The organism is Ignatzschineria cameli (assembly GCF_003121895.1).
In the GTDB taxonomy this organism is placed as follows: Bacteria; Pseudomonadota; Gammaproteobacteria; order Cardiobacteriales; family Wohlfahrtiimonadaceae; genus Ignatzschineria; species Ignatzschineria cameli.
Window position 1 is genome coordinate 83,341 of the sequence record NZ_QEWW01000006.1, and the last position, 14,292, is coordinate 97,632.

Consider the following 14,292-nt stretch of genomic DNA (forward strand, 5'->3'; position numbering starts at 1 on the left):
CCGAGAGATCTCAGGGATGTGCTAAAACGTACTATTGATAATAGGTACTCTAATCTATTTTGCAACAGTGATGGTCAAGATCTCTCTTAGTTATCACTCTGATTACTCTAATCACTCAAACTATTCTAATTATTCATATGACTGTTACAGCTCCTATCGTGATTATCGTTTTATCGCTCTTATATCTTTCTTTTTCCCAGCTTTCCAAGAAGTGGAATAGTATGCCAAGAGAGCCCTGTAGTCTCCATCACAACGATCGGGGCAAGCAGTAGAAGCGCTGTGATATTAGGGAGAACCATTAAGCCATTGAAGAGGTCTGCTAACTGCCACACAAGATCCACATGGATAAAGGCCGCACAGAAGATGCCGATAACCGCAATCAATTGAAAGATGGGAACCGCCGCGCGACTCTTAAAGAGATAGCGGACATTGGTCTCTGCATAGTAGTACCAACCAATAATGGTGGAGAAGGCAAAGAAGAGCAGAGAGACCGCAATAAAGATTCCCCCTAGAGAGCCGAAAACCATCTCATAGGCATATTGGGTAATAGTGATGCCGGTGCCATGCCCTTCAAAAAAGGAGAGGAAAGAGGGATTATCACTCATCGAAGCTTCCCAACCACGTATGCCTGAAGTGATAATAACAAGACCGGTTAAAGTGACAATAATGCCTACTACAAAAACGCCCATCATAGCAATATAACCTTGCTCTTCTGGTGTTTTTACTTTTGCAACAGCATGGGCATGAGGGGTTGAACCCATGCCGGCCTCATTTGAGAAGAGACCTCGAGCAATTCCTAAACGCATCGCTTGCTGAATTGCGATTCCTGCTCCGCCACCTAAGACTGCTTCCGGGTTAAATGCTGCCACTACGATCATTTTGAAGGCGGGAAGAATATATTGGTAGTTCATCCCCAAAACGATAATGGCACCTAGGAGATAGAAAAAGGCCATTGAAGGGACAACTTTTTCAGTAAACGCCGCAATATTGCGAATTCCACCAATAATAACGAAGGCCACAAGCAGTGAAACTACCAGCGCTGTGATCCAAGTTGGAATTGAGAGCGACTTTTCAAAAGCAGATGCTATCGAATTTGATTGCACCATATTACCAATGATTCCGAGAGCTAAAATAATAAAGATCGCAAAGAGGATGGCGAGCCATCTTATGCCTAATCCCTTTTCTATATAGTAGGCAGGCCCTCCTACAATCTGCCCAGTACGATCATAGGTGCGATATTTTTGCGCCAAGATAGCTTCGGCATAGATCGTCGCCATCCCAAAGAAAGAGGAGACCCACATCCAAAAGAGCGCCCCAGGGCCTCCCGCGATGATTGCGGTTGCAGGACCTGCAAGATTCCCGGTACCAACTTGTCCGGCAATGGCGGTTGATACCGCTTGGAAAGAGCTCATCCCCTTTTTATCAGCACGTTTTCCTGAAAGTGAGAACTTCGCAATTAAGGTTTGCAAAGCACGCTTAAATTTTCGTATCTGAATCCCTCTTAAGAGAAAAGTGTAGAGAATCCCTGTTCCACAAAGAAGGTAGACCAGAAGATAGTCCCAAAGGATTGTTTGAAAAGCGGTTAATAATGTATCAAAAGACATTGATCAGAGTTCCTAAAACTGTGGGAAATAGCGCGGATTAGCTAGCTTTGTTCATGGGCTTAAGTCAACTATTACGGCAAATTTTTAAGCTAATTTTGAGAACTCTGTATAATGGATCTCTTCACAAATGCATTATGCTTCTAGTATCTCAAAAAGAGATTATTATAAGCATAAAAAGAGAAAGATGAAAGTCAAAGCGTATTTACTAGAGCCTAGGAGGGGCATGTAATCATGCAAGTATTGGTATTAGGAAGCGGTGCTGTCGGCACGTCACTCGCCTATTTTTTGGCTAAAAAAGGGTTTAAAGTAACGGTTGTAGATCGACAGGATGGTGCAGGACTTGAAACAAGTTATGGTAATGCGGGGCAGATCTCACCAGGTTATGCATCTCCGTGGGCAGCACCAGGAATTCCAATGAAAGCAATTAAGTGGCTCATGCAGAGTAAGCATGCACCTTTGGCAATTCGTCCAACTTCTAGTTTGAAGCAGTATAAGTGGATGTGGGATCTCTTCTTAAATTGTAATGAGAAGAGTTATGCGATCAATAAGGCGCGTATGGTGCGGATCTCTGAGTATAGCCGTGATTGCTTAAAAGCATTGCGTGCGGAGATCGATCTTCATTATGAAGAGAGAACTTTGGGAACAACTCAGCTCTTAAGAACAGAAAAACAGATGGAAGCGATTAAGAATGATATCGCGGTATTAGAAGAGTTTAATGTTCCTTATGAAGTTCTCGATCGTGATGGTATTGTTGCAGTAGAACCTGCATTAGCGAAGACCGTTGATAAGTTGGCAGGCGGATTACGTCTTCCTAATGATGAGACGGGAGATTGCTACCTCTACACAAGTCGCCTTGCAGAGAAAGCTAAAGCATTAGGTGTAGAATTTAAGTTTGGCTCGATTGTGGATAAGATCGAAGTCGATGGGAAGAAAGTAACCGGCGTTATTGTTGATGGTGAGCGCTTAACGGCAGATGCTTATGCGGTCTGTTTAGGAAGTTATGGTGCAGAGAAGTTAGCGCCGATCGGTATTGAGATCCCTGTTTATCCTTTAAAAGGATATTCATTAACCATTCCGATTACCAATCCTGAGATGGCTCCTAAATCAACGATTTTAGATGAGACCTATAAGATCGCGATTACCCGTTTTGATGAGCGGATTCGTGTCGGAGGAATGGCTGAAGTGATGGGATATGATCTTAGTTTAGATCCTCGTCGCCGGGAGACATTAGAGTTTGTAACAAAAGATCTCTATCCTGATGGTGGCGATATTCCTGAAGCTATTTTCTGGACCGGTTTAAGACCGGCAACACCAGATGGGACACCCATTTTAGGTCGCGCGAAATATGATAACCTCTTCCTCAATATTGGTCATGGAACACTCGGTTGGACAATGGCTGCGGGATGTGGTCGCTATGTGAGTGATCTTATTGCAGGTGAAACGCCTGAAATCAGCACTGAAGGACTCGATATTACGCGTTATAAACGTTAACGATAAGAAATAACGTTAATAAATCGCCAGATTGCATATTAGGAGGCTCATTGAAAAATGAGCCTTTTTATTGTGTTTATTGTGCTTATTTTGTCTATTTTATTTTTATTTACTGTGAATTATTTACTGTTAATGATGGCGGTTTTCTACTCGCTGAGCGCCGCGGTGAGATAGTGCCCTTTTTCTCGGTAGATCTTAACGCCAACAGCATCTGTCTGCTCAATGGCTTTGAGTTTATTGAGTTCAATCATCAATGCCGGAATATTAAACTCTTCAATGAGCTTTTTAGCTAATAGTTCGGTAAAGGTCTCTACCAATTGAAAAGCGGAGTTTTTGGCAAAATCTTTAATGTAGTTGCTAACCTTTTCATAGTCGAGTGTTAGGCTGATATCATCACTATTTGCCGCGGGGCGATTATCCCACTCCATCTCAAGATTGAGTGTGATAGGTTGTGGGGTCGTGCGTTCATGGGGATAGATGCCGATAATAACATCTAGTTGAAGATTTTTGATAAAGACAATATCAGGCTTAGGGAGTGAAATCTTTTCCATAGAGTATTCCTTACGGTTGTATGAATCCCGTTGATTGAGGGATGAGGTCATCAGTAATCAGATGAGAAGTTTTGAAGATCAAAAAGGGTCGGTAGATGCCGACCATTTTTCTCTATTTTTCTCTCTATTTTTATTATTCTACCATTGATGACCGTTGCAATGACTGCTGCATTTTTCCTTGAACTTACATGGAAATCAGTAGGCTGATCGCAATGATCGATCAACACTAGTAGAGCGCAACCGGGTAAGAGCCTAATACTTTAAAGAAAGAGGAGACCTCTTCAATCTCTTTAAGCGCTAGTTTTAAACCATGCTCTTCAAAATGCCCTAAGACATCGATAAAGAAGATATAGCTCCAATTACTATTTTTGGAGGGACGAGATTCGATTCTTGTCATTGTAATATTATATTTTGAGAGCGGTGCAATCAGATGGAGCAGAAGGCCAGGACGATCATTTGCGGAGACGACAATAGTGGTCTTATCATTACCACTAGGGGGAATTCGTTTTGTGCCGATAATTAGAAACCGCGTACTATTGGTGAGATTATCTTCAATATTTTTTTCCAATATGGGAACACCATAAACTTCAGCCGCTTGCTTCCCTCCTAAGGCCGCAGTTCCCGATTCGTTATTGGCGCGTTGAACTGCACCGGCATTGGAGTTTGTAGCGATACGCTCTGCATGAGGAAGATACTCATCGAGCCAGGAGCGACATTGAGCTAAGGATTGTGGATGAGCATAAACAGTCTTGATCGATTGTAGCTCAGATTCATGGGACATTAAGTTTTGGTGGATCTTTAACTCTGTTTCACCACAGATATAGACATTTGAGGTGGGAAAACAATCGAGTGTTTGATTAACCGCCCCTTCGGTAGAGTTTTCAATAGGGACGACACCAAAATCAAATTTCCCCGATTCGACCGCATGAAAGATCTCATCAATTGTTCGAATCGGTAGCCGTTTCGCCGCTGCACCAAAGTGCTTGATCGTAGCTTCTTCTGTAAAGGTCCCCTCCGGCCCTAAATAGGCAATATTAAGAGGCTTTTCTAAGGAGAGGCAGACAGACATAATCTCACGAAAGAGGCGCGCGATATCGATATCTGGAATAGGGCCAGGATTAGCTTTCATTTTGCTCTTTAAGACTTGAGCCTCTCTCTCAGGACGATACATCTCACTATCGCCACTTGCGATCTTAATATCACCAATGGCTTTTGCCTCTTTTGCTCGCTCATTGAGAAGGCGTAAAATCTCACTATCAATTTTATCGATAGCCTTTCGGTGAGGCGCTAAAGGATCTGCGTTTGCACTCTCTTCTGCTGTTATCTCTCGCTTTTGTTCTCCAGTTTGGGAGATCTGCTCTTCTGTTGTGACTCTCTTCTTCATTCTCTATTCCATACACGATTTGATGATTGAATATTTTTGTTAATCTATGATCTTCTGATGACGACGATATTATTAATAATTTTGGGTCGATCAAATTACTATAGAATGAATTGTTATAGAATGACAATGATCATTCACATTATGATCCTTAATTACGATTGATATTACGATTGATATTACGATTGATATTATGATGGATCAGAAGCATATAAATTTGTAGATTAGGGACAGTTTAGGAGCAGTCTAGGAGATACAGGAGATAGATTGATGGCAGAGTCGATGAGAGGAAATTTAGTGGCAGAGAATATTATCACCTTTGAAGGGATGCGCCCGAAGGTGGGAGAGAAGAGTTGGATTCACTCAAGTTCAACCATTATTGGTGATGTTGAGATGGGGGAAGATGTCTCAATTTGGCCGGGAGTAGTGATTCGCGCGGATGTGAATCGCGTAAGAATTGGGGATCGGACAAATATTCAGGATGGCTCTATTATTCATGTAACAAATGTGGGTGCCAATCCTCCTGATGGTTATCCTACTATTATTGGTAATGATGTCACGATTGGTCATGGCGCAATGTTGCATGGATGTACCATTGGTGATGGCGTTTTGATTGGAATGCGCGCTATTTTACTCGATGGCTCACGGGTAGAACCCCATAGTATTTTGGGAGCGGGTGCCCTTTTAGCACCGGGAAAGGTGGTAAAGAGTGGTGAGGTTTGGGTTGGCGCGCCGGCACGAAGAATTAAAGTTCTGAGTGAAGAGGAGATTGAAGGACTCTATCTTTCAGCTAGACAATATGTCTCCTTGAAAGATCGATATCTTAAAGAGGGGTTATAGTAGGTCATAACAGCTTATAACCGCTTATAGCAGTTTATAATGAGTTGTAACGGAGAGTTTTGTCATCTTTGATGCCTACTTTTGATAGTGATTGATTGGTGTTGTTAACAAGTTTGTGGATAAGTCTGGTAGAGCAAGATAATTCGTGGCTATTGCCTGAAATCGCCGATTTCTACTTGCTTTTAGCAATGGCAAGCTACTAAATATCATGCTATAATTTTGAAGATCAATATCTGCAAAATGTCAGATCTGTAATAGTGAGCGACATCTTATGTGAGACGATTTCAGAAAGATATTGGTTAACGTCGATATCTATCGCTCACCCAAGAAGAGACTAAAAGAGGACCTATGAAGTTAGTTATTCAAAGAGAACAGTTGATGAAGCCTCTGCAGGCGATCATCGGTGTAATTGATAGAACGCAGACGCTTCCCATTTTAGCGAATGTTAAATGTGTTGCGAGTGATGATGAGATTACGCTCACTACCACTGATTTGGAGATTGAGCTGACCTGCTCATTTCCTCATATCCCTGTAGAGCAGGGATCTATTACCTTTCCTGCAAGAAAGCTATTCGATATTTTAAAGGCGTTGCCGGAAGGGATAGAGGTGCAGATTGAAGTTGATAATCTGCGTGCAATTATTACAGCAGGTCGTTCACGATTTACGTTAAGTTGTCTTCCTGTTGATGAGTATCCAGTATCGGATCATCTTGAATTTGAGAAGACCTTAACTTTACCGAAGAATGAGCTTCGTCGTCTTATTGAGAAAGTTGCTTTTTCAATGGCCGTTTCAGATGTGCGTTATTTCTTAAATGGTCTATTGTTAGATGTGAATGGAACGGAACTGAATGCTGTAGCAACGGATGGGCATCGTCTCTCTGTTTCATATCTACAATTACCTGAGAGCTCTGAGATGCAAAAGCAGCTTATAATCCCGCGAAAAGGGGTTGAAGAGCTACTCAAGCTGATCGAAAATGAATCTGCGCCGGTTCATTTAGAGTTGAGTGAAAATCATCTACGTGTAGAGTTAGGAAGCATTGTCTTTACAACTAAGCTAATCGACGGCAAGTTCCCAGATTATAAGCGTGTTGTTCCACCTTTAGGGGATAAGATTATTGTTGCCGATCGCGTTGGGTTAATTGAGGCCTTAAATCGTGCCTCGGTACTTTCTCAAGATAAATTCCGCGGTATTCGTTTTACTGTCTCCGATTATTTGTTAAAGCTGCAGGTTAATAATCCTGAGCAGGAGCAAGCCGAGGAGGAAGTTGAGGTTAACTATCAAGGCGAAACTTTTACAACCGCATTTAATGTAGGATATCTCATCGATGCTTTGAAAGTATTAGATGATGATATGGTTCGTTTAAGCTTTACTGCGATCAATTCGAGTTGCCTAATTCAAAACTCAGATAGCGATGGCGTAAGCTATGTTGTTATGCCGATGAGACTCTAAATCAGAGTGATTATTCAATCTTTACAAGTTGAAAATTTTAGACATTTAGCGAGTCAAAAGTTTGATTTTGACTCGCAATTTAATTTAATTGTCGGAAAAAATGCCTCAGGCAAAACCTCTCTGCTTGAAGCGATCTATTTTTTATCCCAAACAAACTCCTTTAGAACTTCCCGAATTAATCAGGCAATCTGTGAGGGGGAAGAGTATCTACGCGTAATCGCTGAGCTTCAATCTTTAGATGGCACATTGACTTCACGATTAGGAATTGAGCGGACGAAAGCAGATTTAATCGTCAGACAGGATGGAGAAAATATTCGTCGACGTTCCCATCTTGCAAAGTTGTTGCCGATGCTTTTTCTCGGTCCTGATACGGGTACGCAGTTGATGGCAGAACCGAAAGCCCGTCGTCAATTTATGGATTGGGGGCTGTTTCAGAACTATGAGGCTTATCTGGCCATTTGGCAGCGTTATGATAAGGCGCTCTCACAGCGTAATGCGGCTCTGAAGGGGGGATACTCCGATGCGGTTTTAAATAGTATTGAACTGGAGTTGGCAGAATCAGGAGAGATCTTAAATCGCTATCGTCGCACATTTATTGAGGAGATCACTCCTGCAATTGTGGGGTTGCTTGGTAAGTTAGTCGATCAAGATGCTGTTTGGCGTCTCGATTATCTCTCTGGTTTTACAGAAGGCGCCTTATATGAAGAGCTTTTTAGCGCAAGAGCGCGTGACCGGCAGATGACATTCACTCGGGTTGGTCCTCATCGAGGAGATTTTACCTTACGTTGTAATGGGCGCATAGTCACGCAACATCTTTCGCGCGGCGAGATCAAATTAGCAACGATTGCGCTGATGCTTTCTCAGATTCAGTTGCATCAGCATCTACAAAGCTCTTCAACTATTCTCTTAATGGATGATCTGACAGCAGAGCTCGATCAAGAGAAGCGACTCATCTTGCTTGAGGAGTTAGTCGCCCAGAAGTCGCAACTATTTGTCACCTGTCTTGAGATTGAGGAGTTTCCAGAATTGATGGATAGCACTCTAATCTCACAAAGAGGGCATTATCAACTTAATGACGGGATTGCGCAAAAAATGGTATAATCGAGTGCTATTACGATAATAATTGCGAGTCAGTCGCCATTGCGATAATGGCAGGCAGATTACGAAATGATTACAGAATTATCATACAAAATTATCACATAAAATTATCATATAAAACTTATAGAATCTTCATGAAGGGGTAAAGATATCTCCGTATCGAGGTTCACATAATGGGCTCGACAGATTCATAAGTTTTTATAAAAGTTTTATCAGAATCAATAAAGAGGTATTGTGAATGACAACTGAAAGTCAATCTCCAAGTATCAAGGTTTTAAGAGGGTTAGATGCTGTTCGTAAGCGCCCTGGAATGTATATTGGAGATACCGATGATGGTACCGGTCTTCATCATATGGTGTTTGAAGTTCTCGATAATGCCATCGATGAGGCATTAGCAGGACACTGTGACGATATTAGCATCACAATTCATGTCGATAACTCTGTAACAGTGACAGATAACGGTCGTGGTATTCCCGTTGAGATTCATCCTGAAGAGGGAGTATCATCGGCACAAGTTGTTATGACTGTTCTTCATGCCGGTGGAAAGTTTGAAGATAATGCGATCTCTGGTGGACTGCATGGAGTTGGGGTTTCTGTTGTTAATGCGCTCTCCTCTAAACTGAAATTAATCATTCATAAACATGGGAAGATCCATGAGCAGGAGTATACTTTAGGAGATCCTGATTACCCTTTAAGAGAGATTGGTGAAACGGATCGTACCGGAACTACTGTCTATTTTAAGCCGAGCAAAGAGGTCTTCACAAATATCGATTTCGATTACGATACGCTCTATAAGCGCTTAAGAGAGCTCGCCTTTCTTAACTCTGGTATCCGTATCACTTTACGTGATGAACGTAATGATCGAGAGGATGTCTTCCAATATGAGGGGGGGATTAAAGCGTATGTAGAGCTAATCAATAAAAATCGTAATAAGATTCACCCTCAAATATTCTATTGTAATTGTCAAAAAGATAATATCAGTGTTGAGATCTCTCTTCAGTGGACGGATGGGTATCAGGAGAGCGTCTTCTGTTATACCAACAATATTCCACAAAGTGATGGTGGAACGCATCTTGCTGGTTTTAGAGCGGCGATGACACGGACACTCAATCGCTATATGCAAGAGGAAGGTCTTTTAAAGAAAACAAAAGTTGCTACAACGGGAGATGATGCGCGTGAAGGTTTAACTGCGATTATCTCTGTGAAAATTCCGGGTCCTAAATTCTCCTCACAGACGAAAGAGAAGTTAGTATCGAGCGAAGTTCGCCCTGTGGTTGATAGTATCTTAGCAGAACGTCTAGAGGAGTTTCTTTTAGAGCGACCTGAAGATGCTAAAGCGATCACTTCTAAGATTATTGATGCAGCAATGGCGCGTGAAGCGGCGAGAAAAGCGCGTGAAAATACACGAAGAAAGAGCGCACTTGATATTGCTGGGTTACCGGGGAAATTGGCAGATTGTCAAGAGAAGGATCCTGCAAAATCAGAACTCTTTATTGTGGAAGGGGATTCGGCGGGTGGATCTGCTAAGCAGGGTCGTAGCCGTAAATTCCAAGCAATTCTTCCATTAAAAGGAAAGATATTAAATGTGGAGCGTGCTCGTTTTGATCGCATGATCAGCTCTGCTGAGATCGGGACTTTGATTACAGCATTAGGATGTGGGATTGGCCGTGATGAATTTGATCCTGATAAATTACGTTATCATCGAATTGTTATCATGACGGATGCGGACGTGGATGGTGCGCATATTCGTACATTGCTTTTAACCTTCTTCTATCGGCAGATGCGTGAACTCGTTGAGCGTGGACATATCTATATTGCACAACCGCCACTCTATAAAGTGAAACGCGGAAGACAAGAGACTTACATTAAAGATGATAATGAGCTCGCACTCTACTTCTTAAATACAGCATTAGAAAATGGATCGATGCATCCAAGTAGTGATGCGCCGGCGATCTCTTCTATTGTAATGGAGTCGTTAGCAAAACAGCTGATGAGAGTTGAGCATATTATCCATCGAATTGGTCACCGAGTGCCGGAAGAGGTGCTCTATCATCTACTTGAGATGCCGGCATTAACGGAAGAGATGTTAGCAAGTGCTGAAGCCGTAGATTGGGCCAAAATGTTAGAGGTGGAGTTACAGCGTGATATCTCTGAGGGGGCTATCAACTATAGAGTAGAAGCAGATCCAGAGAGCAAAGAGATCGTGATCTTAAGTGAGCGCTACAATATTGTTGACCGTTATCTTATCGATGTTCGTTTTATTAATTCTAATGAGTATCAAGAGATTGCCGTTCTCGCAATAGAGTTGCATGCGCTGATTCAGCCTGGCGCTTTCGTTCAACGAGGAGAGCGCACTTATAAGATCTCTGGTTTTAAAGAGGGATTAGATTGGTTGATTAATGAAGCGAAGAAAGGACAGCAGGTTTCACGCTATAAAGGTCTGGGTGAAATGAATGCTGAACAGCTTTGGGAAACAACTATGGATCCAGAATCTCGCCGATTATTACAAGTTAAGGTAGAGGATGCGGTAAAAGCAGATGAAGTATTCACCATGTTAATGGGGGATGAAGTAGAGCCACGCCGTGAATTTATTGAAGAGAATGCACAGATGGTTGGTAATCTGGATATATAGAAAACTTTAGAAGCCACATTATAGCTGAGAAGCCCTGCCATTACGGTAGGGCTTTTTATCTTTTATAAAAATTAATGTTTATATTAACATTTTTCTTTTAAGGCGCAGGAGATGCAAAACAATTTCTTATAAGCTCTCAATAATTTATTAAAACAATACATTTCTTGAAGAATATTGACATATATTTTGTGCATATATATAATAAGTGAGTTAATTTTAGGCACCTGATGCTTAAAAGCAATTCCACATTATGATGAATATATAAAAGTTATATGAAAAAGCGTTTTTTAAAGATAGTCGGTAAAGGTTTCATTGCAACGTTTTTATTGCACTTAATGGTGCTTACAACGGTGAATGCCGCTGTAGAATATTATCCTCCTTTAGAGGGGAATTCGACAGATAAATTTCTTGTAAACGTAGAGAGAGACAGAAAGATTGGTGACAATAGTAAGTTGACAGAAAATAGTTGCCCTATTGAACTCTATATTAATGATCAATATGTTGGCAGTTATCTTATTAATGAACATCAGCAATATTACCTCAGCCCAGGGAGCTATAGTTTTCGTGTTGAAAACTGCTTAGGGCAGAAGTCGGTCTATGATATGGATATGAGTGTCAATAATAGTCAATACTATCAAGATTATATATTATCCGTAGATGTTAAAGGTAAGCCTTTTATTATTAAAAACACGTTAAAGCCACTCTATAGCTCAAATGCCCAATAATATTCGATTTTAAATTAGCTAATAAGCCGGCTATTATTAAATGATTTTAATTTAATTTAATTTAATTTAATTTATATTAATAGAATATATTTAAAATTGCACCTATAATATATAAATAATGGTTAGTATTCGTCTTTATTTTGTAAATATAATTAAACTCACTTAAAAACACTTAGTTAAAGAAGTAGCTTCTTTAAGTTGCCCTTCTTTGCTCGAAATTTAGGCCGATAAATAGTGTTCTCTTATCATTAGTTGTATGTAGCATGCCGACTTTAAACCTATTTATTATCCTTCCTCAGTAATTAAAAAAATCAAGGTTCCAGATTATGTCTAGCTCAACATTCTTAGTTGTTAATAAAAAATCATCTAACGAAATGACCGTTAATGGCTCCAAAATTGTGTTGCATGATGCCTCTATTGTTCACACAGGGCTATATCGTGCCGATGTTGCTGAGTTTATCCAAGAAGGTAATAACCTTGTTTTGAAGCTCAAAAATGGGCAAGTCATCGTTATTGAGAATTTCTTTGTTCTTCATGATGATCTTCATTCGGATGTTCTTTTTGAAGATGATAACGGCATTCCATGGTTACCTCTTTTAGCAGGAGGAGTGGCTGCTGGTGGGCTTGTTGCGGCATTATCATCGAGTAGTGATAGTGATGGTGCTGTTTCAAAGAAAGATGAGGCAAGCAATGGAGACTCACCTTTAACTGATGGTGGAAAACCAGGAAAAGAGGCTAATGATGGTGGTTCTACGGGTGGTGATAAGCCCGGTGCAGGCGATGGGGGTTCTACAGGTGGCGATAAACCAGGTGCAGGCGATGGTGGTTCTACGGGTGATGATAAACCAGGCGTAGGTGATGGTGGTTCTACAGGTGGCGATAAACCAGGTGCAGGCGATGGGGGTTCAACGGGTGGCGATAAACCAGGCGCAGGCGATGGTGGTTCTACCGGTGACGATAAACCAGGCGTAGGTGATGGTGGTTCTACGGGTGGTGATAAACCAGGCGTAGGTGATGGTGGTTCTACAGGTGGCGATAAACCAGGTGCAGGCGATGGGGGTTCTACCGGTGACGATAAACCAGGCGTAGGCGATGGTGGTTCTACGGGTGGTGATAAGCCCGGTGCAGGCGATGGGGGTTCAACGGGTGGCGATAAACCAGGCGCAGGCGATGGTGGTTCTACCGGTGGCGATAAACCAGGTGTAGGTGATGGTGGTTCTACAGGTGGCGATAAACCAGGTGCAGGCGATGGTGGTTCTACGGGTGATGATAAACCAGGCGTAGGTGATGGTGGTTCTACGGGTGGTGATAAGCCCGGTGCAGGCGATGGGGGTTCAACGGGTGGTGATAAACCAGGCGCAGGCGATGGTGGTTCTACCGGTGACGATAAACCAGGCGTAGGCGATGGTGGTTCTACCGCTGACGATAAACCAGGCGTAGGCGATGGTGGTTCTACGGGTGGTGATAAGCCCGGTGCAGGCGATGGGGGTTCAACGGGTGGTGATAAACCAGGCGCAGGCGATGGTGGTTCTACCGGTGGTGATAAACCAGGCGCAGGCGATGGTGGTTCTACCGGTGACGATAAACCAGGCGTAGGTGATGGTGGTTCTACGGGTGGTGATAAGCCCGGTGCAGGCGATGGGGGTTCAACGGGTGGCGATAAACCAGGCGCAGGCGATGGTGGTTCTACCGGTGACGATAAACCAGGCGTAGGCGATGGTGGTTCTACGGGTGATGATAAACCTGGAGTTGAGGATGAAATAATAAATACTGATCCAGAAGCAGATCCTGAGCAAGGCTTTACGATAGAAGAAGATACGGTGAAAGAAGGTCAGATTATTGCTACTGATGTGGATGGTGATGATTTAACCTATACCGTGGCTGAACAGCCTAAGAATGGGACGTTAGAGTTAACTCCAGAAACGGGTGAGTATACCTATAAACCTCATCCAGATTTCAATGGTGATGATAGCTTTAAAGTGATTGTTTCAGATGGTCAGGGCGGTGAAGTGACGGTTGAAGTTCCGATTATAATCACGCCTGTGAACGATGCTCCAGAGATTGAGGATGCGACGGTTACCTTTGATGAGAATATTGCATCTGGTACTAAGATCTATGATGTTAATGATAACTTGACAGGATCTGATCTGGACCTTGATGGTGATCAGATAACTTATACCATCACTGCCGGTAATGAAGAGGGGATCTTTGAGATCGACCCTAATACAGGCGTGATCACTATTGCGGAAGGAAAAACGTTAGATTATGAAACGTTGCCTACGCATCAACTAACCGTGACAGCGACGGATGGTACGTTTACAGATACCGCAGAGATTACGGTTAAAGTGAATAATCTCAATGATAATGCGCCAGAGATTGAGGATGCGACGGTTACCTTTGATGAGAATATTGCATCTGGTACTAAGATCTATGATGTTAATGATAACTTGACAGGATCTGATCTGGACCTTGATGGTGATCAGATAACTTATACCATCACTGCCGGTAATGAAGAGGGGAT

General features: G+C 42.3%; 10 protein-coding genes. 7 read left to right on the forward strand and 3 right to left on the reverse strand.

Annotated elements, in window-relative coordinates; all coding sequences use genetic code 11:
• Window positions 1-179: 179 nt before the first annotated feature.
• Complete coding sequence (locus DC077_RS08405; protein WP_109201996.1) at window positions 180-1,604, reverse strand: alanine/glycine:cation symporter family protein; 1,425 nt, start codon at window positions 1,602-1,604, stop codon at window positions 180-182.
• A 231-nt stretch (window positions 1,605-1,835) separates the two neighbouring features.
• Between DC077_RS08405 and DC077_RS08410 the strand changes: the two genes are divergently transcribed.
• The gene (locus tag DC077_RS08410) at window positions 1,836-3,095 is read left to right on the forward strand and encodes a D-amino acid dehydrogenase (protein WP_109217951.1); all 1,260 of its coding nucleotides are present in this window, start codon (window positions 1,836-1,838) and stop codon (window positions 3,093-3,095) included.
• Between the two features lie 146 nt (window positions 3,096-3,241).
• Here DC077_RS08410 and folB read toward each other — a convergent pair whose 3' ends face one another.
• The gene (gene folB / locus DC077_RS08415) at window positions 3,242-3,646 is read right to left on the reverse strand and encodes a dihydroneopterin aldolase (RefSeq protein ID WP_109217952.1); all 405 of its coding nucleotides are present in this window, start codon (window positions 3,644-3,646) and stop codon (window positions 3,242-3,244) included.
• A 226-nt stretch (window positions 3,647-3,872) separates the two neighbouring features.
• Window positions 3,873-5,030 (reverse strand): prephenate dehydratase, encoded by a 1,158-nt coding sequence (gene pheA, locus DC077_RS08420; RefSeq protein ID WP_109217953.1) that lies wholly within the window; start codon window positions 5,028-5,030, stop codon window positions 3,873-3,875.
• A gap of 267 nt (window positions 5,031-5,297) precedes the next feature.
• Between pheA and DC077_RS08425 the strand changes: the two genes are divergently transcribed.
• The 6 genes from DC077_RS08425 to DC077_RS08450 form a co-directional block, all read left to right on the forward strand.
• On the forward strand, window positions 5,298-5,867 hold the full coding sequence (locus DC077_RS08425) for a gamma carbonic anhydrase family protein (protein WP_275663931.1): 570 nt from the start codon (window positions 5,298-5,300) through the stop codon (window positions 5,865-5,867).
• A 348-nt stretch (window positions 5,868-6,215) separates the two neighbouring features.
• Window positions 6,216-7,316, forward strand: coding sequence for a DNA polymerase III subunit beta (gene dnaN / locus DC077_RS08430; RefSeq protein WP_109201992.1), 1,101 nt, complete (start codon window positions 6,216-6,218; stop codon window positions 7,314-7,316).
• Between the two features lie 6 nt (window positions 7,317-7,322).
• The gene (recF, locus tag DC077_RS08435; RefSeq protein WP_157953520.1) at window positions 7,323-8,417 is read left to right on the forward strand and encodes a DNA replication/repair protein RecF; all 1,095 of its coding nucleotides are present in this window, start codon (window positions 7,323-7,325) and stop codon (window positions 8,415-8,417) included.
• 235 nt (window positions 8,418-8,652) lie between these two features.
• Complete coding sequence (gyrB, locus tag DC077_RS08440; RefSeq protein WP_109217954.1) at window positions 8,653-11,046, forward strand: DNA topoisomerase (ATP-hydrolyzing) subunit B; 2,394 nt, start codon at window positions 8,653-8,655, stop codon at window positions 11,044-11,046.
• A gap of 272 nt (window positions 11,047-11,318) precedes the next feature.
• Window positions 11,319-11,771, forward strand: coding sequence for a hypothetical protein (locus DC077_RS08445; protein WP_109217955.1), 453 nt, complete (start codon window positions 11,319-11,321; stop codon window positions 11,769-11,771).
• Window positions 11,772-12,097: 326 nt separating this feature from the next.
• On the forward strand, window positions 12,098-14,292 hold a 2,195-nt coding region (locus tag DC077_RS08450; RefSeq protein ID WP_109217956.1), incomplete at its 3' end, for an Ig-like domain-containing protein.